The sequence below is a fragment of the Psychrobacter sp. CR212 genome, assembly GCF_059693765.1.
Map to the genome: position 1 here is coordinate 71,852 of NZ_JCATIF010000003.1, position 22,318 is coordinate 94,169.

At 45.0% G+C, this 22,318-nt stretch carries 18 protein-coding genes, 1 tRNA gene, 1 other RNA gene and 1 pseudogene; 7 read left to right on the forward strand and 14 right to left on the reverse strand.

Annotation, left to right across the window (positions count from 1 at the left end; genetic code table 11):
* Positions 1-31: 31 nt before the first annotated feature.
* The 6 genes from lepA to AC58CZ_RS07625 all read right to left on the reverse strand — a co-directional run bounded on the left by lepA (position 32) and on the right by AC58CZ_RS07625 (position 5,248).
* Entirely contained in the window at positions 32-1,831 is a 1,800-nt protein-coding gene (gene lepA, locus AC58CZ_RS07600) for a translation elongation factor 4 (protein WP_494224095.1), read from the reverse strand.
* Between the two features lie 403 nt (positions 1,832-2,234).
* A tRNA-Met gene (locus AC58CZ_RS07605) sits at positions 2,235-2,311 on the reverse strand.
* Between the two features lie 121 nt (positions 2,312-2,432).
* An RNA gene (rnpB, locus tag AC58CZ_RS07610) (RNase P RNA component class A) lies at positions 2,433-2,815 on the reverse strand.
* A gap of 105 nt (positions 2,816-2,920) precedes the next feature.
* The gene (bioD, locus tag AC58CZ_RS07615) at positions 2,921-3,637 is read right to left on the reverse strand and encodes a dethiobiotin synthase (RefSeq protein WP_494224094.1); all 717 of its coding nucleotides are present in this window, start codon (positions 3,635-3,637) and stop codon (positions 2,921-2,923) included.
* Positions 3,634-4,944, reverse strand: a complete 1,311-nt coding sequence (gene bioA, locus AC58CZ_RS07620; protein ID WP_494224093.1) for an adenosylmethionine--8-amino-7-oxononanoate transaminase — start codon at positions 4,942-4,944, stop codon at positions 3,634-3,636. Before bioA ends, bioD begins: the two co-directional genes overlap by 4 nt.
* Positions 4,945-4,999: 55 nt before the next feature.
* Positions 5,000-5,248 carry a YfhL family 4Fe-4S dicluster ferredoxin gene (locus AC58CZ_RS07625; protein ID WP_058024492.1) on the reverse strand — a complete coding sequence of 83 codons (249 nt, stop codon included), beginning with the start codon at positions 5,246-5,248 and terminating at the stop codon, positions 5,000-5,002.
* Between AC58CZ_RS07625 and AC58CZ_RS07630 the strand changes: the two are divergent.
* A pseudogene (locus AC58CZ_RS07630) lies at positions 5,249-5,299 on the forward strand (hypothetical protein); the annotation flags it as partial.
* Positions 5,300-5,343: 44 nt separating this feature from the next.
* Here AC58CZ_RS07630 and coaD read toward each other — a convergent pair.
* On the reverse strand, positions 5,344-5,862 hold the full coding sequence (gene coaD, locus AC58CZ_RS07635; RefSeq protein ID WP_058024491.1) for a pantetheine-phosphate adenylyltransferase: 519 nt from the start codon (positions 5,860-5,862) through the stop codon (positions 5,344-5,346).
* Positions 5,863-6,114: 252 nt separating this feature from the next.
* Here coaD and smpB point away from each other — a divergent pair, with 252 nt between their 5' ends.
* The gene (smpB, locus tag AC58CZ_RS07640) at positions 6,115-6,591 is read left to right on the forward strand and encodes an SsrA-binding protein SmpB (protein ID WP_223334842.1); all 477 of its coding nucleotides are present in this window, start codon (positions 6,115-6,117) and stop codon (positions 6,589-6,591) included.
* A gap of 284 nt (positions 6,592-6,875) precedes the next feature.
* On the opposite strand, the gene rarD is transcribed toward smpB, so the two are convergent.
* A complete protein-coding gene (gene rarD, locus AC58CZ_RS07645) occupies positions 6,876-7,895 on the reverse strand; it encodes an EamA family transporter RarD (RefSeq protein ID WP_494224092.1) in 1,020 nt (339 codons plus the stop codon).
* 246 nt (positions 7,896-8,141) lie between these two features.
* Between rarD and AC58CZ_RS07650 the strand changes: the two genes are divergently transcribed.
* Positions 8,142-8,609, forward strand: a complete 468-nt coding sequence (locus tag AC58CZ_RS07650) for an Lrp/AsnC ligand binding domain-containing protein (protein ID WP_494224091.1) — start codon at positions 8,142-8,144, stop codon at positions 8,607-8,609.
* A gap of 144 nt (positions 8,610-8,753) precedes the next feature.
* Positions 8,754-9,506, forward strand: a complete 753-nt coding sequence (locus AC58CZ_RS07655; protein WP_494224090.1) for a YidX family protein — start codon at positions 8,754-8,756, stop codon at positions 9,504-9,506.
* 92 nt (positions 9,507-9,598) lie between these two features.
* Here AC58CZ_RS07655 and AC58CZ_RS07660 read toward each other — a convergent pair whose 3' ends face one another.
* Both AC58CZ_RS07660 and AC58CZ_RS07665 read right to left on the reverse strand, forming a co-directional pair.
* Positions 9,599-10,231 (reverse strand): hypothetical protein, encoded by a 633-nt coding sequence (locus tag AC58CZ_RS07660; protein WP_277077685.1) that lies wholly within the window; start codon positions 10,229-10,231, stop codon positions 9,599-9,601.
* A 10-nt stretch (positions 10,232-10,241) separates the two neighbouring features.
* On the reverse strand, positions 10,242-11,552 hold the full coding sequence (locus AC58CZ_RS07665; RefSeq protein ID WP_494224135.1) for an ammonium transporter: 1,311 nt from the start codon (positions 11,550-11,552) through the stop codon (positions 10,242-10,244).
* 519 nt (positions 11,553-12,071) lie between these two features.
* Here AC58CZ_RS07665 and AC58CZ_RS07670 point away from each other — a divergent pair.
* The 3 genes from AC58CZ_RS07670 to AC58CZ_RS07680 all read left to right on the forward strand — a co-directional run bounded on the left by AC58CZ_RS07670 (position 12,072) and on the right by AC58CZ_RS07680 (position 16,031).
* Complete coding sequence (locus AC58CZ_RS07670) at positions 12,072-14,540, forward strand: YgiQ family radical SAM protein (RefSeq protein ID WP_494224089.1); 2,469 nt, start codon at positions 12,072-12,074, stop codon at positions 14,538-14,540.
* A 334-nt stretch (positions 14,541-14,874) separates the two neighbouring features.
* A complete protein-coding gene (locus AC58CZ_RS07675) occupies positions 14,875-15,285 on the forward strand; it encodes a hypothetical protein (RefSeq protein ID WP_494224088.1) in 411 nt (136 codons plus the stop codon).
* Between the two features lie 179 nt (positions 15,286-15,464).
* Positions 15,465-16,031 carry a hypothetical protein gene (locus tag AC58CZ_RS07680; RefSeq protein WP_494224087.1) on the forward strand — a complete coding sequence of 189 codons (567 nt, stop codon included), beginning with the start codon at positions 15,465-15,467 and terminating at the stop codon, positions 16,029-16,031.
* 36 nt (positions 16,032-16,067) lie between these two features.
* On the opposite strand, the gene AC58CZ_RS07685 is transcribed toward AC58CZ_RS07680, so the two are convergent.
* From AC58CZ_RS07685 to AC58CZ_RS07700, 4 genes are all read right to left on the reverse strand, one after another.
* Positions 16,068-16,928, reverse strand: coding sequence for a MauE/DoxX family redox-associated membrane protein (locus tag AC58CZ_RS07685; RefSeq protein WP_494224086.1), 861 nt, complete (start codon positions 16,926-16,928; stop codon positions 16,068-16,070).
* Between the two features lie 219 nt (positions 16,929-17,147).
* On the reverse strand, positions 17,148-18,746 hold the full coding sequence (locus tag AC58CZ_RS07690) for a hypothetical protein (protein ID WP_494224085.1): 1,599 nt from the start codon (positions 18,744-18,746) through the stop codon (positions 17,148-17,150).
* Positions 18,747-18,749: 3 nt separating this feature from the next.
* Positions 18,750-20,864, reverse strand: a complete 2,115-nt coding sequence (gene ligA / locus AC58CZ_RS07695; protein WP_494224084.1) for an NAD-dependent DNA ligase LigA — start codon at positions 20,862-20,864, stop codon at positions 18,750-18,752.
* A 307-nt stretch (positions 20,865-21,171) separates the two neighbouring features.
* Entirely contained in the window at positions 21,172-22,188 is a 1,017-nt protein-coding gene (locus AC58CZ_RS07700; RefSeq protein ID WP_494224083.1) for a cell division protein ZipA C-terminal FtsZ-binding domain-containing protein, read from the reverse strand.
* Between the last annotated feature and the right edge of the window lie 130 nt (positions 22,189-22,318).

Genomic DNA, 22,318 nt, shown 5'->3' on the forward strand with positions numbered 1-22,318 from the left:
GTACCAGAACTTTCTCAGATAAAGCGATGTATTAACTGTCCACTTGTAAAACAGCCAAGAAGGCTTCTTGTGGAATCTCCACACTACCCACTTGTTTCATACGTTTTTTACCTGCTTTTTGCTTAGACAACAGCTTTTTCTTACGCGATACGTCACCGCCATAGCATTTGGCCAAGACATCTTTACGCATGGCTTTTACTGTACTACGACCAATGATCTGACTACCAATTGCGGCTTGAATCGCCACGTCAAACATCTGACGTGGAATCAGCTCTTTCATCTTGGTCACTAGCTGATTACCGCGGAAACGTGCTTGGTCTTGGTGTACAATCATTGCCAAGGCATCCACCTTTTCACCGTTGATTAGCACGTCGACTTTAACCAATTTGTCCACTTGATAACGATCAAAATTATAGTCCAGTGATGCAAAACCACGCGAGACTGATTTTAGACGGTCAAAGAAATCCATGACAACTTCACCCATCGGAATATCAAAGATAACCTGAACCTGCTTACCCATAAAGCGCATATCAACCTGCACACCGCGGCGCTCGATACATAGCGTCATGACGTTACCCAAGTAATCTTGCGGTACTAAAATCTGACAGCGGGCAATTGGCTCACGGAACTCTTCGATATTGTTGGGCTCAGGCAGTCTTGATGGATTATCAACATAGATGACTTCACCGCCTTTCTTTTCAATCTCATAGATCACTGAAGGCGCAGTGGTGATCAAATCCAAGTCATACTCACGCTCTAAGCGCTCTTGGATAATCTCCATGTGTAGCATGCCTAAGAAGCCACAACGAAATCCAAAGCCTAACGCGTCTGAAGTATCAGGCTCAAAAAATAATGACGCATCGTTGATTTGCAATTTCTGCAGCGCTTCACGGAATTTTTCAAAATCACTCGAATCGACTGGGAACATTCCTGCATATACTTGTGGCGTTATCTGTTTAAAACCTGGGATACGTTCAACATCAGGCGTACTGGCATGCGTAATCGTATCGCCAACTGGCGCGCCTGCAATATCTTTGATACCAGCGATAACAAAGCCTACTTCACCCGCTTCTAAAATACCCGTATCGACAGGTTTGGGCGTGAATACACCGATAGAGCTTACTGGATGAGCATCGCCCGTTGATTTGATATAGATCTTATCGCCTTTTTTTACCGTCCCTTCACGTACGCGAACCAGTGAGACCACACCCAGATAGCTATCAAACCATGAATCAATGATAAGCGCTTGTAAGGGTGCTTCACGGTCGCCAGTCGGTGCTGGAATGAATTCAACCAAGGCTTCTAATAGGTTATCCACCCCAAGACCAGATTTCGCTGAAACACGAGGGGCATCAATGGCTTCTATTCCGATAATATCTTCAATCTCTTGAATAACACGCTCAGGTTCGACCTGCGGCAAATCAATCTTATTAAGGACTGCCATCACCTCTAAACCTTGATCCACTGCTGTATAACAGTTGGCAACCGACTGTGCTTCTACGCCTTGCGCGGCATCGACCACCAATAGCGCGCCTTCGCAAGCGGCCAATGAGCGTGACACCTCATACGAGAAATCGACGTGGCCGGGCGTATCAATAAAGTTAAGCTGATAGCGCTCACCATTTGGATGGTCATAAAATAATGTTACCGATTGTGCTTTGATAGTGATACCGCGCTCACGCTCAATATCCATCGAGTCGAGCACCTGCGCCTGCATCTCGCGATCTTGCAAGGCACCGCACATCTGAATAAAACGATCGGCAAGGGTCGACTTACCATGATCAATGTGGGCAATGATTGAAAAGTTACGAATATTGGCTAATGCAGTCACAAAGCGCCTACTAAATTAAAGGTGATAGAATAAAGATAAGAGATAAATATGGTCAAGTACACTTGATAAGATAGGTATGCTTCGTTAAAACGTATGCTACAGGTCAACTGTTGTGTCGATCGTAATCCTTAGAATGGATAACCTCGCCTAAAGCCCAGTACTTAGTACGGTAACTCTGCTGCGCTTTTGTACGCACATACCAAAGAGTATTCTAGCAGTTTTCTACTGCAAAGTAAGGCGATTTTAGTAGCAGAGAAAGTATTTATCAAGTAAGCGAGACTGACAGACATCTAACAAGGAGTATTTAACTAAGCAATAGCTCATACAAACCTTAAATGAAAGATTATTTCAGGCAAAAAAAAGCCAATCCCAGAGAGATTGGCTTTTTTAATACTGCTATATATGGTGGCGATGGAGAGACTTGAACTCTCGACCTCACGATTATGAGTCGTGCGCTCTAACCAGCTGAGCTACATCGCCGTTTTAGGCTGCACATTATGCCCAAGCTGCTGACCGCCGTCAACCCCTAATGGGCATTTTTTGCAAAAAAACGAATGTCATTCAGATTAATTGCAACGATTACTACGACAAACGATAAAAAAGGTTTGGTAAACCGATAAGCCGGGTTCTGTCGTGGACGATCATTCCTCTAGGCGTATCATCGCTAATACGCTCAAGCAACCTACCCGCATCGAACGCGGGCCGCGCCATGTCGATGCCTATTTGGTCTTGCTACGCGTGGAGTTTACCATGCCGTGAGATGTTGCCATCCACGCGGTGCGCTCTTACCGCACCCTTTCACCCTTACCGATGACATTGGTGTCTTGCGACAATCAACTAAGTCAAAGGCGGTCTACTCTCTGCTGCACTGGTCGTCAGATTACTCTGCCCAGCCGTTAGCTGGCACGCTGCCCTATGTAGCCCGGACTTTCCTCCCCTGCTCATCTGTCGCCAGTGTGCAGCAGCGATCGCCTAGTCTACCAAGCGCGCTAGTATAGCAAAACTAACGCCTGTATGGGAATGTCTTTTCGGCTTATTTTCAGAATGACTGTGACTACCTCAAAAACACCTTAAAAATACCTTAAAAACTTAGATAAACGCTGTTGGCAACGCTATGTCAGCATTATCTGAATGTTCATTTGCTTGTTTGGCCAAGACCAGCCAGTGCGCTTTGGGGTAATGGCGCGCCAAATACGCCTGCAAAAAATCAATAGTACTGTTGGCAATCTCAGCATCCGTTTGTTCAGCATCATCATGGACATGATTGTAAATCACACTATGGATCATTAAGCCGCGCGATTTTATCGCCTCCAAACTAAGCAACGTATGATTAATGCTGCCCAGTCGGCCAGAGGTGACCAAGACGATAGGATAGCCTTGCTTGGCAATATAGTCCAAGGTTAATAGTTGCTCATTTATCGGTACCAGTAGCCCGCCTGCCCCTTCAAGCAATACCACCTCGTAATCAGCTTGCAATGCGTTGGTGGCATCGGTAATCACATTGATGTTAAGAGGACGGTTTGCTAATGCGGCAGATAAGTGCGGTGACGCAGGCTTCTCATAGCGATAAGGACAAGTGGTAAAGTCCAGATCGCATGGTTGTAATGGCATTCCCATCAATTGACGGTGACTTAAAATATCATCTGCAATGCCTAGCTCGCCATCTGCTTGTTTACTGATGCCCGTTTGTACCAACTTTTGAGTGATGACGCCCACACCTTGTTGCATAAGCGCTTTGGCAAGCAGACCCGTGGCATAGGTTTTGCCAATATCGGTATCAATACCGGAGATAAATAATACACTCATGGTTGATCTCGGTTTTCTAAATACGTACGCACTACTTTTAGCAGCGCTTGGCATAAGGTCGTCAGCTCATCATCAGTAATCACATAAGGCGGCATGATATACACCAGCTTACCAAAGGGTCTGACCCAGATGCCATGATCAATCAATAAAGACTGAAAAATAGGCATATCAACGGCGTCATCTAACTCAATCACAGCAACTGCGCCCAAACAACGAACCTCGGCAACACCTGCCAGCTGCGCAGCTGGCGTCAGGGCTTGCTCCATCGTACGCTGCATATTGGCGGTACGCGTTTCGATATCATAAGATAGGATCAAATCAATCGATGCACAGGCGACCGCACAGGCGAGCGGATTACCCATAAAGGTCGGACCATGCATCAGCGCTGGATAGTCGCTATTGTGAATGGTATCGGCAATTTTGCGGGTACATAGCGTTGCGGCAAAAGTCATGTAGCCGCCGGTCAGCGCTTTGCCAATAGTCATGATGTCAGGGGTGATACTGGCGTGCTCACAGGCAAATAACTTGCCACTACGCCCAAACCCAGTGGCAATCTCATCGGCAATCAATAGTACATTATGCTTATCGCACAGTTGACGCAGCAATTGTAGATATTCAGGACTATAAAAACGCATGCCGCCTGCGCCCTGAATAATCGGCTCGATAATAAATCCTGCCAGCTGCGCGCCATACTCTGCAAAAAACTGAGCTAATGTTTCACGATCATCTACTGTCAATACGCGATCAAACCCAAGTGGCGGCGCAGGAACGAAATGTTGCATCGGTAATTGCTTGCCATACAGACTGTGCATTCCATTGATAGGATCACAGACACTCATGGCGTGCCACGTATCACCGTAATAGCCTGAATGGGTCGAGGCAAACTGTTGCTTGTTTGGGCACTTGGCAGCCACTTGATATTGCAGCGCCATTTTTAGTGCCACTTCTACCGCGATGCTGCCACTGTCAGCATAAAAAATCGCATCAAGTCCAGCAGGTACAATATCGAGCAGTTTTTTGCCCAAATCTATCGCTGGCTGGTGGGTCAAGCCACCAAACATCACGTGCGCCATTTTACCCAGCTGCTGAGTCAGTGCGTCATTTAGCTTAGGATGATTGTAGCCATGGACGCTCGCCCACCATGACGACATACCATCAATTAAGCGCGTGCCGTCTTCAGTAATGATATAAATCCCTTCAGCGCGATCGATAACGATATTGGAATAGGTAGGCGGCAGGCTGGCGTACGGGTGCCAAAGATGTTGCTGATCGAACTCACTGGCTACTTGCATGGATTTGGTTGTCATTGTATTGTCCCTAAAACGTTGTAAACCCAAACGTCATCAATCGCTTATCAAGATTTTATTGACCCGTAATACGCTTGTATTTGGCTAATAAATCATTTTCTGTCTCGACATGATTGGGGTCATGAGGGATACAGTCGACGGGACAAATCACCACGCATTGTGGCTCGTCAAAATGCCCGACACATTCTGTGCATAGATCTGGATCAATGACGTAGATATCATCGCCTTCTGAGATGGCCTCATTTGGGCAAGCAGGCTCACACACATCACAGTTAATGCACTCATCAGTGATTAATAGCGCCATAAACTGCTCCTTATATTTTTGCTCATATTAGCCCTATCTGGCTGCGCTTGACTGTTTTAGCAAGTGCTAGCAGAGTATTTTTGATGCAGCATCTTTTAGTTACTATTTAACTTTTTGTCAAAAGCTTGCAACACACAAGGTGGGACAAATTTACTGACATCGCCACCGAGTTTGGCAATTTCACGAATCATGGTCGATGAGATAAATGAATAGTTCTGAGAGGGGGTCAAAAATACGGCTTCAAAGTTTTCATCAAGCTCGCGGTTCATATTGGCCAGTTGAAACTCGTACTCAAAATCGGACATCGCTCGCAGCCCGCGCAGCACTGCCGTGGCGTGTTTTTCGCGCATAAAATCAACGAGCAACCCTTCAAAGCCAATCACCGAGACTTGCGGCAAATCGGCAAATACGGTTTCGACCAAAGCGACCCGCTCTTCAAAATTAAATAGAGGTTTTTTATGATGCCCCGAGGCAACCGCGATCACAACCTCATCAAAGAGCTTGGTTGCGCGTGTCACCAAATCCACATGACCATTGGTAATGGGATCAAACGTACCAGGATATAGAATTTTGGTGTGTAGCTTTGAGGAGTTGGGAGAAATAGAATGGCTCATAGCATGGCTAATATAATCGGTAATATTAGGCCATATGCTAGCAAATTTTGCTCAAACTTAATACTTATCTGCTACATTTGTCCTAACAGCCGATTTACCTTTTCACCAGAGGCTTTGATACAATAGGCGGTTCGACTCATCTGACTTATAATCCAAATAAAATTCAATACCATTGAATGGGTTAAGATGAGGAATTAGTAGGACTGGTCAAATAAGGCGCCTGTGTTTTTAGGCAATCCTTATGGAGAAATTATGTCAAAAAAATCAAAAAAACCTGATAATCAGATTTGCGCCAATAAAAAAGCGCGTCATGAATATTTTATCGAAGAAACCTTTGAAGCGGGATTGGCATTGCAAGGCTGGGAAGTCAAAGCCATTCGTGCAGGAAAAATGACCATCACTGAAGCGTACGTCATATTTCGCAATAACGAAGCTTTCTTATTTGGTGCGCACATTCAGCCATTACTATCGAGCTCTACGCACGTTAGTCCAGACAGTATTCGTACGCGCAAACTGCTGCTCAATCGTCGTGAAATCGAAAAACTGTCTGGAGCAATCAATCAAAAAGGCTACGCTTGCGTACCGCTGTCTTGCTACTGGAAAAACTCGCTAGTGAAATGCCAAATTGGCCTCGCATTAGGTAAAAAGCTGCATGACAAACGTAAGACGTTAAAAGATCGTGACTGGGAACGTGATAAGCAGCGTGGTTTCAAACAACACTTGGGTTAATATTTATTCAAGTATTGTCGAACAATCATTATAAAAAAGGACGGCTCAGTAAATATTGAGCCGTCCTTTTTTGTACCTTATCAATGCTTATATAGTCAGTTCAAAACAAAACTGTCATAAGTTCCAAAGCGCTACTGGGATAAATTTTTCACAGCCTCTGTGTATACAGCACGCAAGGAAAATTTATACCAGTAACGCTATAACATTTTTAAATTGAATCCACTATACTTATCAACTGTTAACACTCGTGACTGACAATACTCATTAACTACCCTACTAGCCGCTTACGCGACCTGCCCTTTGATTGATGATGGCACACTTTTACGAGCGCGAAGCTGCTTTATCCCATGAGCAATCAAACAAGCAATACCCAACCAGATCAACCCATAACTATAGATCATCGCTGATTCAAACGGATTACCGAGCACCGTCACCGCCAATATAAATAGCAAAGCAGGTTCTATATAACTCATCATGCCATAGACATTGACGGGTAGCATTTGGCTGGCATCAATATTGGTTTTCATTGCTAGGATGCTCAAAACGCCAAGACCAACTAACATCATGATCAAAAATCCAGACCCTGCTACCATCGCCAAATTGCTAGGTGCAAAAAAGTACAAGTAACCAAGCGCAAATGGGGCAAACAAGGTCAGATCGACCAGCATACCAGTGATGGCGTCAATGCCTTGGAGTCTACGCACGATATAATATATCGGATAAGTACCACACACCCACAATGTCGCCCAAGAAACACTCTGCGTACGAATGATTTCACTAAACACCCCTACCGCCGCAAATGCGACCGCCAGCCACTGTAGACGACTGAGCTTTTCGCCGAACAGCAGGCAACCGAACACCACCATCATGAGTGGAAACAAAAAATAGCCCATCGCGGTTTGTACACCTTGCCCATTGACCGGTGCCCACATAAATAGCCAAAGCTGACTCAAAAATATCGGCGTAGGTAGTAGTAACCATGCCCACTGTTTGAACGAGCGCAGTGCACGCAATTTATCGATGTGCATGCCTAGCCGTCCACTTATCAATAAGTAGCCAACCAACACCGCCCACATTGCTAGCATGCGCCAGATAAACACTTGCGTGCCTGACAAAGGCGTCAGAAAGCTGCTATACGCATAGAGCACGCCAAACAAGATATTGGATAAGATGGCAAATGATACTCCCAACATCAACGTCCGTTGTTGCGCGTTACCAGTCCTCCAAATCGCAGGCAATGGCAAACGTGAAGCAGTGGTTGCTAGCGCATTAGCGAATACATTGGAGAGCATTGAGATAGACATGATAAGCACCGTAGCTATTAATAGAGGTTAGAAAACCAACTGTTGGCCCTTGTCTTCCTAAGCAGCTTTGGTTGGTATCATCTATTTTACTAGGATGCCCTGATATATTATTTCTATAAAAACGTATTTATGGATAAATTTATCAAAATAGTGTCATATAAATAACTATTTTCTTAAATTTAAATTATTAGTGATAATATTTATAATCAATAACCTAGTAATAACAATTAATGAGGGTACATTATCATGAGCCATATTCTAGACAGCACTGATAAAGCCATTTTAAATCTGTTACAAGACGATGCGACATTACCGCTTAAAACTGTCGCAGAACGAGTACATGTATCTATTGCGACAGCTCAGCGTCGCATTCAAGCATTGATAGACAGCTGCGTGATTACCAAGCAAGTCGCCATCGTTAATCCCAATAAAGTGGGTTACGGTCTGACCGCAGTGGTGATGATAGAGATGGAGCGCTCCAATACGTCGATGCAACATCGATTTGAGCGCTTGATGGACGCGCAGTCGCAAGTGATGAGCTGTTATGAAGTATCTGGCGATTTTGATTTTATGCTGATGGTCAATGCAAAGAACATGAGCGACTACCACCAGTTCACCCGTAGCTTGCTGACTTACGAAAATAATGTACGCAACTTTAAAAGTCAGTTTGTGATGAACTTTACCAAGAGTGGAACCAAGATTACCTTAGACTAAATATATTTATCTTTATTAGTTGGTATCAGCTTTTTTATTAATAATAAGAGTTTAAACTGTATTCAAAACTTGTAAAAAACTAACATAAGTTTGATAATAGTTAGGACATTTTTTATTCATCGAAGTAGACAAGGAAGCCTGATCATGACCTATCAACCAGACTGCCATCACAAGACCAATAGCAGGTATAATATACTAAAGCATATAAGCCCAAAATCTTTGGTAACAGGGACTTTGCTGACTTCTGTGCTCGCAATATCAGGCTGCGCGACCAGCTCATTGCTAGAAAGTAATGACCATATCATCACGACCAAGCAGACATTGTCAGAAGATCAAGTGATCGCTTTTGGTCGTCCGGCGCAAGCATTACCAAAAACGCCAAATGCAACGATGGTAATCGTTGGTGAAAAAAACAGCTACGTACTCACCCAAGGTGGGACTGAGATGACCAGTTTGCTCACCAATCTCACGCAAAAAAACATTCACGTTGACAATGACATGAGTTTTTATGTACCCAATAACGATGGACACTTCCAAGGGGAGATGAAGCTTTCTTATGCCAAATTAAAAGACGAGTTTGGACGCACAGATTATCAGTTCTTTTTACAAAATAATGCCCGAGAGTGTACCTCCGCCAGTGATCAACGTATTGGTGCCCAGCGTTTTTGTTTTAATGTCCCCGTGAAAGGCGCTATCTACCCACAGGTCAGTAATTTAAGCTTGATTCAGTCAAATTATCGCGCTCTAACCAAGCCTTATACGGTAAGCTTTTATACTCAAACGCAGCAAAAAAACACAAACCGTCATGGACCAAATAGTGCGCAAAAACTGGTATTACTTCCCTTTGCCCTTGCTTTTGACGTGGTGACTTTCCCGCTTCAATTATTAGATAATTAAAAGCTATCAGACAGCGCACTGACTCACCTGAAACCATAAGGTACGTTACGAGGCGATATCCGTACTTGCTCGTAACGTGCTCACTTGATAGGTTAAAATAATTTTTCGACGACGGCTTTTGGATAACTTTGCTTGGCCGTTTGTGCTGCTTGAAACAGTATCTCATCTGCCTCTACAGGACCAGTAATATCGCACAAGCACACGTAGGCAAGTTGCATCAGATTGTTTAACAGGTGCTCATTGTCCGGTACAGGTGGACGATTACCTTCCAAAAACTGATTGATATTGATGTGATGCCCTTTGAAGGTGCGTTCTTGCGAAACAGTTTGGTGCATACTATGAAAAAAGCTGCGACTGTCTGCTGCCGTTAGCTGACTGCGCAGCGCTTCTATCACGGTATAAAATGCGAGAACGGGCTCAGAGATAGGTACGGGTGCATTGATTGTCTCGTTATGGCCATTGTGACTGTCAGACTCCACTGTCTGCTGACTATCCACTTGCAACGTAGCCCAAAAGCCTTTACGAATTTTAGATTTGTGATCTTGTAGTTCAGGATAGCGCCTTGTCGCATCCAAGATGCATTGCTGCATCATTTTGACAGAGACAGTTGAGTACTGTTGCCATTGCCGCTTGAGCAGGCGCACCTCTTCAGGATGTAAATACTCTGACAGCACCTCTGCCATCGCGGACACGGTTTGGTCGACGGATTGAGTATCAATATTCATCAGCTCTCTCCTATAAATGCCGCTCTGTTAGGCTTTTCGCATCGAACATCTGCTTTTGAAATTCAGGATACCCAAGCTCGGCATGCTCGGTATAATCAAGGCCACGCTGCTCATGTAAGCGGCTGGCCTTTAACCCAAAGCTCATATCAATCAGTTTATACATCACAAGACCCAACCCCAGTCCCCAAGCTAACGCCACGCCCACGCCTAGCGCTTGTACGCCCAGCCGTGATAAGTTAAATAAGTCCCCTGTATAAAACAATCCAGCCGCGAGTGTACCCCATGCACCGCCGAATCCATGCACTGCCACCGCTGATACCACGTCGTCTATTTTGAGCTTCAATAATGCTTGCGTGGATAAAATATAGACCACAGAGGCGATGGCACCGATGACAACGGCGAAAACGGGCGTCGTCGTGGCACAGCCTGCCGTGATAGACACCAAACCAATCAAACTGGCATTGACACTATCACTGAGCAAAATGGCTTTGCTCATTGTCCGAGCAATCAGCATGTAGCTCACCACCGCACTGACCGCAGCGATAAAAGTATTGACGGCAATCAAGCCAATATTTCCAGTGATAGATAATGTCGATCCAGCATTGAAGCCGAACCAACCAAACCATAAGATAAACCCGCCAAGCGCCAATAGCGTCATGTTGTGACCTGCGATGAGTCTTGGCGTACCATCAGGGGCAAAGCGGCCCAATCTTGGCCCAATGACCAAAATACCTGCCAGCGCCAACCAACCCCCGATAGAATGCACGACGGTCGAACCAGCAAAATCAATAAAACCAAGCTCAGCTAGCCACCCTGTTCCGCCGAAATACCCACCCCACACCCAACTGGCAAACACAGGATAGATAAATAGACAGATCAAACAGGCGGCGACTGCATAGCCGATAAACGAGACACGCTCTGCCATGGCACCACTCGCGATGGTCACCGCTGTCGCCGCAAACATCATCTGAAAGAACATCAGTGCCCAGTCCATATTGGATAGATTGACTGGCATAAAATGATCGGTACCGACAAACCCCGAATGATTAGTACCCATCATCAACCCAAAACCCACCAAATAAAACGCCAGACCACCGATACACATATCGGTATAGTTTTTCATCATCACGTTTACCGCGTTCTTGGCACGCACGGAGCCGCTCTCAAGTAGCGCAAAACCTGCCTGCATAAAGAACACCAAAACCCCGCCCCAAATAATCCAAGCGATGTTTTGATATTCGAGTAGCTGCGCCACCGTCATTGTGTCAGCCGCGACCGCTTGTGCACTGGCGATCGTGCCAAACAATAGCGTCCCCAGCATAAGTATCTTGTGCAGTAATGTTCTTAGTAGCCCTTTTATCGCATTCAGCCCAACAGATGATGTTCTCATTTTATCTCCAAACACTTATCTATCCGTTCAATTTTTATCGGTGCACCATTTTCAATCATGAATGCACACAAATAAGCCCTAACGGGGTTGGAGCAAAAGCTATGCCAAAAGCTATGGATGAAAATCAGAACGGCTAACAAACATGAGAAAACAAATGATTAGTACTGACCAAACCCATACTTTGATAACTGCACTTTAACAACCATGCTTGCGACAATGTGACGGTTCTGCTGAAACCATTTTTACCATTGTTTGGCTGGGCTAGTCGCTCACTTTGCATAAGCAGTTTATCTCGCGCTATCAATAACTTATCGGCAATCACCACTCATAGAATAGGTCGCATAGTGAAGGTGATTCATGTTAAAATGAGCGCTTTTAAATCAGCCTTTATCATCAATAATGAATAAAGGTTGTATTTTTAGTGCCATTTTCTAATTAACAGGTCCGCCCATGTCTGCCGATACCATCGCCCGCACTGCCTTTAAACAAGGCACCAAGCCACTTTATGATTATGACAAACACTGGGCGAGCTGCTACGAGCCGGCGCCTTATCTACCGATGAGCCGCAAAGAAATGGACGATTTGGGCTGGGATGCTTGCGATGTTATCATCGTATCGGGCGATGCGTATGTCGATCACCCAAGCTTTGGTATGGCGATTATCGGTCGCTTGCTTGAGTCACAAGGCTTTCGCGTCGGTATCATCGCGCAGCCAGATTGGAAGAGCAAAGATGCCTTTATGGAGCTTGGTAAGCCTGTCTATGCGTACGGCGTGACCGCTGGCAATATGGATAGTATGATCAACCGCTATACCGCCGATCGTAAAATCCGTAGTGATGATGCCTACTCTCCTGGGAACGTCGCTAATAAGCGCCCTGACCGCGCGGCTATCGTCTATAGCCAGCGCTGCCGTGAAGCCTATCCTGATGTGCCTATTATTTTAGGCGGTATTGAGGGCAGCTTACGCCGTATCGCGCATTATGACTATTGGTCAGACAAAGTGCGCCGTAGTATTTTGCTCGATGCGCGTGCGGATGTCTTATTATATGGTAATGCTGAGCGCGCCATCGTCGATGTCGTACATGGTCTGTCGAAAGGCTATAGCTTTGAGCAAATGAGTAAGCTACGCGGTACAGCGTATTTATTGACCCCAACGCGTCGTCATTGGCAAGCGGATATGACTGAGGTCGCAAGTAACGATGTCGATACCGTTGGCCGTGTCGATCCGATCATCAACCCGTATGTCATGACCGAAGACGTTGATAGCTGCTCAATTGAGCAAAACAAGCCATCGGACTCGCCTGTTGGGCAAGCCATGCCGTCATCTATGTTATCAATGTCGTCACAGTATCAGGGTTTTGTCGCTGAGCCAGTCACTGACAAAGTCATTAATGCCGACCAAGTGGATACTGATACCCAAGTGGTACAGATGCGCGGCTTTGACAATGCGTTTAATAAGCCAAAGACTGCCCGTAAGCATAAAATCAAAATGCCCCCACGTGAGCAAACGGTGATTCGTCTGCCTGACTATGAGCATGTCAAATCTGACCCTGTGCTTTATGCGCATGCCAACCGTATCTTACATTTAGAGACCAATCCGGGTAACGCCCGCGCGCTGGTGCAGCGTCATAGCAGCGGTGCAGGTAACTCGCATACTTCTATCGATGTCTGGCTGAACCCACCACCGATTCCACTCTCGACAGAAGAGATGGACTATGTGTTTGACCTGCCCTATGCGCGCCTGCCGCACCCAAGCTATGGCGATGCGCGTATCCCTGCTTATGACATGATTAAGTTTTCGGTCAATATCATGCGCGGCTGTTTTGGTGGTTGTACCTTCTGCTCGATCACCGAGCACGAAGGCCGTATCATCCAAAACCGTTCAGAAGACTCAATCTTGCGCGAAGTCGAAGCGATTCGTGATACCGCACCTAACTACACTGGCGTGATCTCTGATCTTGGTGGCCCAACAGCCAATATGTATCGTCTAAGCTGTAAAGACGAGACGATTGAGAAAAACTGCCGTAAGCCCTCTTGTGTCTATCCTGATGTCTGCGAAAACCTGCTGACCGATCACAGTAATTTGACCAAACTGTATCGCAAAGCCCGTGATATCAAAGGCGTGAAAAAAATCCTTATCGCGTCTGGTCTGCGTTATGATTTGGCGGTAAAAGATCCTGAATACGTCAAAGAATTGGTCAGCCATCATGTCGGCGGTTATCTCAAGATTGCCCCTGAGCACTCTGAAGAAGGCGTGTTATCGAAGATGATGAAGCCGGGCATGGGCAGTTATGATCAATTCAAAGCGATGTTTGAGCAGTACAGCGCCGAGGCTGGTAAAGAGCAGTATCTGATTCCTTACTTCATCGCCGCCCACCCGGGTACCCGTGATGAAGACATGATGAACCTTGCGCTGTGGCTAAAAAGTCATGGCTATCGCGCTGACCAAGTACAGGCGTTTTATCCAAGCCCGATGGCAACCGCCACGACCATGTATCACACGCACAAAGACCCACTACATAAGATCAGCCGTAGTGAAGGTGATATGGATATTGTCAAATCTGGCAAGCAGCGCAAACTGCATAAAGCGTTCCTACGCTATCATGATCCAAAAAACTGGGCACTACTACGTAAAGCGCTACAAGACATGGGGCGTAGTGACTTGATCGGTAAAAACCGTGGCTGCTTGATTCCGCCATTCAATGCAAGCTTAGAAGGTCGCGATGCGGCGCAAGACAGCTATCAGTCAGCACGCAAAAAGAACAGTCGCCTTGGTAATGATTCAGTGAAACGTAGCAACAACTCGTCAAACCGTGCTGGCACAAGCAAAAATACGGTCGGCAAAAATACCAAGAAAAAAGTCAGCAAAGGCAATTTCCAAACTCAGCATACAGGTCTGCCACCGCGCAAAACCAAATAGCTTGATAAGAAATAGTTTTAATAATATGAATAGTATAGAAACATGAACTAAACGTAGATCGTATTAGACCCATAAGAAAAGCACCTATCAGCGCTCAGTTGATAGGTGCTTTTTTTATCTGACTTATTAATGCATAAAATTCAAATGATTATCGTTTATCTTTCAATGCGTTGGCGATGGTAAGTTACATTAGTCAGCGATTGGGTAACGAAGCTAATAGGTAATGAACAATTTCTAACACGGCAATACTTCGTTTTCGCTACTATAAGCCCTTATATGCTAAACGCATTATTAAGAACAAGTAAATGACACCAGTAATACTTTGGAGAGAATGATGAATACCATCACTAAAATTGCAACTGCCCTACCTGCACTTGCCTTACTGAGCGCCTGTGCCACGACTGCCTCTACCACGCCAGAGACGACTGATACCCCTGCGCCAGAAAAAGTCACTGCCGCTTATGATCGCATGGCAGCAGCCCCATATACCTGTACCGATGGCAGCATCATCATGGCAAAGCAGTCTATTAACAAAAAACAAGTCATGCTCAATGCCACCTTACCTAAAGTAAAATGGACAGAACAAAAGCTCGTCTTAAACGGTGATGTAAAAGGTGACGTCGCAAGCTATGTCAACGACTCAAATCCAAAAGCAGTCTATGCATGGCACATGAAAGGTGACAAAGGAATCTTTGCGATGAAATGGGCAAGCGGTCAAGAATATAAAGTAAACTGCCAACTCTAATCAATCAAAGATAAGCAGAGATTTATCAAAAATAAAACAGTCACCCTAGAGTGGCTGTTTTTTTATGCGTGCTTTTTATAAATCTTGTCTGTCTGATATTTTTATAACCATGACTTGTTTGTCTCATTTCGCTAGAGAACCATTAAGAAAGCTGTCAAAATAGCCTTTAGCACACATTAATGATGATCAATAATAAAAAGGATAACCCGATGGCGACGCGTCTGATAACGATGATGATAATCGCAACTGCTAGTATGTGGACGCTAACAGGCTGTGATAATAGCACCGAAACCCCTAACCAAGCCTCCGAAACAGCAGCGACCGCATCAGACTCGTCAACACCAGCAGCCGATCAGATAGACTGGTCGTTAGTCGCTAGTGGTACCAAGCCTGCCGATCCCACCAACTATAAGTATCCATTTGCAATCGATAGTCAAAACGTCCGTGACTATGCAGAGTACTTCGATGTGGACGCGGCGACAGCGCAGCACAACCTCACTATCAGTATGGCAAGTAACGAAGCGCTATCCAAAGCCTTGGATCAGTTGAGCGAAACCTATGTCTCACATGAGCTGACCGATGGTAACGAGATGACACTGGTCATTCACACCACGCCCGATGTCGCTGCCAGTCGCTATGATTATGTGTTATCAGACGACTTTGCTAAAGGGTTGGTATTACCTATTGTGATCAAACCAGATGGCAAAAAAGGTGACGCAAAGGCGCATGGGGAAATGGCGGAGTAGCTCGATGTATTTATTACGCATCATCAAACCACTTGATTATAATAAAGCGCGAATCAGCATATAACCACCCATGCCGAACATCATGACGTTTTCGGTTAAAGAGATCGCGCCCAGTGGCACATTGCTATCGCCGCCGACGCAGGCACATTTTAGCTCACGCTTGTCGATATAGACGGCTTTAATAACCGACACCCCGCCGATCAAACCGATGATAAAGGCGACCAGACCCGCAATTGGATTGAGCCAAGGCTGATCGGCAAGCATAGCAATACCGGCAAACGCTTCTAAAAACGGATATACATAGGCGTAGCGTACTACGCGGCGCGCCAGTAAATCATACCCCAAAAATCCAGTGGTAAACCCTTCTAAATCCTCAAGCTTTTTAATCGCCAATACACACATGGATAGCGCGACAAACCACATGAGCGCTTGTATCGAAAAGACACTAACGGCAAATGCCCAGCATAATGCCAGTGTCATCAGGGCGGTAACAGCAAATATCGCAATAATGGGCGCGTACGTGGTGTCGTCGTCTGTCTCGGGTTCGTGATTGCCCAAAAATACCTGTAGATCATCATTACCGCCAACACGCTTGCCATCAATAAAGGTCTGCGGCGTGGTCTTGACCCCAAGCGTCTCTTTGACCAATGTGTTCTCATCTTGGGTCGTGATATGACGATCAATGATGTCATAGCCTGCGTGCTTGAGCGCATCGATTGATTTGAGGCCAAACGGGCATAAATGATCGGACATCACCATACGAAAGATGATGGCAGACTGCCCGCCCTTCTCTTGGATATGCTCGCCTTGTAGGGTATCGATGAGATGCTGCACTTTTTGGTTGTGACTGTTGTCTATGGTGTCGGTATCAGATTTATTGTTAGTATTGTCTGCCATAACGCGCTCCTTACGTTTTGCTTATTCGCTGCTCGATAATAGTTTTTTTATGACTGTGACTATTATCTTATAAGCATCGGTAAGGGCGATCTGAATCAGTCTTGTTAACTTTGTTATGTTTAATGATAATTGGCGGGTTTTGTAGAGATGGACTTTTACTGTGTAGTGATAGGGAAGGTAAAATAAAAGCGTGCGCTGGGGTAACGCACGCTTTTTATTTTAGTGGCTGGTGGGTAGGCGAAAAGGATTGTTTGAGAGGTCAATTTTAATTTTTTTCCCTAAACTATTTGTACCGCATAATAGCTTTGCCAAGTAAGGCTGATATTGCGTTGCGGCTGGTGCGATATAGATTTTATCTAAATGTGGTTTTACTTCTGTCTCATACTCTACATATAGAAACTTGCCAAAATCCATCTGCACTCTAGGATCATCTAGTGACGTAATATATACCATACGACATTCTTGTTCTTCCTGAAAAGCTGAGTGTTTGACTAGATATTTTAGAGGTAGAATTATCATGTCTAGTAAGCTCTCTATCTCATCTACATCTTCTTCACTTACGCTCTTTAAGATTTTTTTACTTTCTATAGCAGCCTGATAAATCTCCTTTATCTCTTTAAATGCTTTTCTAAACGCCTCTGTTTTCTTTTTTATATAATTTTTATACTCACTCCATTCAGCTTCGGCTTTAGCGATACTATCTCCTTCCAAATTTTCACGACCAAACTCACGGAAAAATGTTAGCCGATTCCTCTGAGCTAGATGGGTATAGTCGGAAGTAGGATCAATATAAACGCATCTCATCACTGGCTGCTTTTCTACTTTCTTAGCTGAATCATTGTTTACATTATTTATCGTTCTATTAATAAATATATTGTTCATACCAGACTGGGAGTCAGTCTCTTTAAAAAACTCTTTGTTAAAAACCAAGCTAACACCAGAGGCTTCTTTATTTTCTTCTTTTCCGTATAATCGAAACTGATTTAAACTGTCATGGTTAAAAGTAAAACAACTGATAAATGCATGCAAATTTTCATCGAAATCAGGTTTATAAAAAGAGGTCTCTTTCATAGACTCAAGGTAGTTTGTAAGTAGTTTACCTTCGCTAGGATCATTAACATTATTGATGGTATTTAAACGAAAGGCGCTTGGCTTGTCTTTATTTTCTTCTTTAGAAAGCAGCTTATTGGTTGTATACGTACCAGTATAGTGTGCTAACTTCCTTTCAGGAGCTTGCTTGTTTTCTGCTAAAGGAAAGAAATCTAGCTTTAAGATATCTATGATTTCTTCTACCTTTCTTATCAAAGATTCACTCAGCCCTCCTATTTCTTTGGTCTCCACCTTGATTTTTAATTCACATACTCTTTCATAGCAAGTCGCTTGATATGAATAAGAACCTCCAATCAAACTAAATAACTTCTTAGAGTTTTGGCAACTTCCATTTGCAAGACACTCTGTAGCAATTTTAAAAGCATAATCAAAAGAAATATCAACTAACCATTTACTTTCTTCTAAAATTCTTATATATAACAGGCAATTTTCATCATAATTTTTCTTAAGAATACTCTGTGTTGCGGCTATAAAAAATATTGCTAAATAATAATTATTTCCATCGGCTTCTTTCACATTACGTAAATAAAATATACCATTATCAAGTTTATCATCACCAAACTCATATGTTTTCAACATATATCTGAATATATCGATTTGAGCGCTTGCATAGGCTTTATTTCCATCCTTCTCACGAGTCACTTGCAGTAATTTTTCAACTTCTTTACGCGTTGCGTCATCAAAACCTTCTAACACATTAGCATCCATAACCTACTCCCCAACCATCGCCAAAAACTCTTCCTCATCCACCACTTTAACGCCCAATTTTTCCGCTTTGGTCAGTTTAGAGCCAGCTTTTCCCCCTGCCAGTAGCGCAGTGGTTTTTGCCGAGATGCTGCCTGATACTTTTGCGCCTAGTGCTTGCAGTTTGGCTTTGGCTTCATCACGCGCCATGCTTTCAAGCGCACCGGTGATGACCCACGTTTGCCCATCGAGTGGCAGACCTTCTGATGCGACCTGCTCAACTTTATCCCAATGCACGCCTGCTTCTCGTAAAGCGGTGATGACTTCGATATTGTGCGGCGCACGGAAGAATTTGTAGGTCAGCTCGGCAGTGATTTCTCCGACATCTGGCGTTTTTATTAAGGTCTCAATATCGGCAGTCATTAAAGCGTCAAGATCACCAAATTGCTGCGCAAGGTTCTGTGCGGTGCCTTCGCCAACACCGCGAATACCCAGCGCATAGATAAAGCGCGCCAATGTCGTGTGCTTGCTCGCCTCGATAGCGTTGATGATGTTTTGTACCGATTTTTCACCCAGTTTTTCAAAGGTGACCATTTCATCCGCATGATTGTGCAACTGATAGATATCAGCAACCGTTTTGATAAGGCCATGCTCAAAGAAGCTAATCAGCCAACTCGCGCCAAGCCCATCGATATCCATAGCACGACGTGAAACAAAGTGAATCAGCGCCTCGGTCTGCTGCGCTGGGCAAAACAATCCGCCTGTACAGCGCGCCAATGCTTCATCTTCTGGTAGGATGACAGGCGAATCACAGACAGGACAAGTCGAAGGTAGGGTGACAGGCTCGCTATCGGCTGGGCGCTGCTCGTGCCAGACGCGGGTGACTTTGGGTATCACATCGCCTGCCCGATGGACGCTGACCATATCGCCTGCGCGCACATCCAAGCGCTGAATTTCACCAAAGTTATGTAAGGTGACATTGCTGACGGTGACGCCGCCGACTTTAACAGGTTCTAACTTGCCGACTGGGGTAATCTGTCCGGTACGCCCGACTTGCCATTCGATAGTATGAAGACGGGTCATCACGGTTTCGGCAGGGAATTTATAAGCGGTCGCCCAGCGTGGTTCTCTAGATAAAAAGCCTAATTGCTGCTGCAGGGCAAGGCTATTCACCTTAATCACCATACCATCGATCTCAAATGGCAAATCGGCACGACTTTCTATCACTGACTCATAATAAGTCTGTGCGGCGCGTGGATTGGCGACCACTTCTACAGCGCTGACGGTGAAGCCAAGCTCGGTGAGCCATGCCAGCGCCCCTGATTGAGTGTCGATATTTTCAGGCAGTCCTTGATTGACCGAATAACCGTAAAAGGCCAGTGGACGACTGGCGGCAATGCTGGGATCTAGCTGACGTAAGCTACCAGCGGCGGCATTACGTGGATTGGCAAAGGTTTTTTCGCCTTTTTCTTCCGCCAAACGATTGAGGCGCTCAAACCCTGCTTTTGGCATCAACACTTCACCGCGCACCTCTAACAGCTCGATATCAGCCGCATCGGCGATCCATAGGGGTAAATTGCGAATGGTTTTGGCATTTTGGGTAATGTCCTCACCCGTCTGCCCATCACCGCGCGTGACCGCTTGGACAAATTTGCCATGCTCATATTTTAGGGATACTGCCAATCCATCAAGCTTTAACTCCATCTCGTATTCAGGGTTTTGCTGCGAGTCGCTAAGACGATCATTGACACGGCGCATAAAGTCGCGCAAATCATCATATTCAAAAACATTACCCAAGGACAACATTGGAATATCATGCGTGACTTGGGTAAAGGCCGATAGCGGCATATCGCCGACTTGATTGATCGGACTGTCAGGTTGTATCAGGTCTGGATAGGCTTCTTCGATTTCAAGCAGCGAGCGGCGCAATTGATCGTATTCACTGTCTTCTAAGATTGGATTATCAAGCACATAGTAGGCGTAGTTGTGCGTTTTTATCGACTCGATAAGCGTGCGCATTTGCGAGACAATTTCTGCATTATTATTTGTGCCGTCATTGGCCGAACTGGCTATATTAGATGTTGCACTTTGTACTTGAGCAGATAGGTTTTTAGAATTATTTGGTGAGGTAGCGTCAGTCATAGTCGGGGTCTTTTTTGTCATTCAAGATGCCGATATGATAACAAGTTTACAGGAGGCTCGGATATAGCCAATCCCATATAAATCAGCTACTGTGTCAGGCTCGCTCAGTCTACTATGTGTAGTACTTTCACTCACCTTCCTCGTATCTAAATTATCTTGGATCGACTCTAAATTTTTGCAGAAACTATAGCCCATTAAAAAAGGCAAATAACGTGAATCGCTATTTGCGCTTTCTATGATTTTTTATACTCATCAGCTGTTAACTTTCTTAGCTTTTAAGTCTTTGAGCTTTCAAGTCTTTAAGCTTTTAGCTTTCATAGTCACGAACTTGGTTACGTAGCTGCTGCTTGTATTCAGGCGTGATTGGTTGGTTCTCTTCATCGAGCATAATCGCATCAAGATCGCTTGCCATCATATAAGCAATGCTCATCATGCTATCGAAGCTGCGCACGGCTTGTGGGTGTGGCAATGATAAAAACATAACGATGCCGTTATACGTGTTGGTCGCGACACTATGCGGATCAAAGGGCGCGATACCACTGTCGGTGATACCCATCATACTAAACCACAGCATACCCGTGCCGTCTTTTTGCTCATAGCGATGGAACATATTCATCGCGCCATAGCGTAGACCATATTTATCAATCAATGCCAGCAGGTCACGACCACGGATAATCGCGGTTGGACGATCGCGATATTGGTGCGGCAAGATAGTGATATTGATGTTGTCTTTGGCATTGATCAAGGGGCCGTTTTGCGCGTCATCGCCTGATTCTGATAAATGCTGATCCAGTATCGGGCTGTTGTTATCGAAGCTTGGCTCTTCTGCCGTGTCAATCGATGGCATCAAGCTATCTGTTGCCGACATGAGGCTAGAGAATGCATCAGGCTCTTGCTCGATATGCATCTGCTCAGCCGCTTCTGCAAACTCAGCATTATCAGCGCGACGTTGCTCTTCTTGCCAGCGCGCATAGTCCTCATTGTCGACGACGTCATGATCTTCATCCGCCATAGTGTCACGCTCAGCAGTCAGCTGGGCATCGACGTTGGTATGAGTCTGCGTCAATGGCTCTTCTTCAACGACAGCATTCAGATAAGTGCGGTCAGGGCCAATGCTCGTCTCGCCAGCAACCGTATCATCAAAGTCTGGCTGATCAACGATATTGCGCTCATGACGCGGTATGATGGGAATACCGTTTTTATCATAATTGACCGCAGCAGCTTCAGCACCATTACGGCGCTTAAAACTGCGAATGACCATAAACAGCCCTGCGAGCACGATAAACGCGGCAATGGCAATCAATACAAACTGAATAGCGGTCATGATAAATACATCCTAGTATATATAACAAAAGGGAATACACAAACGAGCATAAATGGCAATATTCTAGCATGGCTGACCCATGTCGTCACCACATTGTGTACTTTATAACCAGTATGCTGGACTGAGGTCA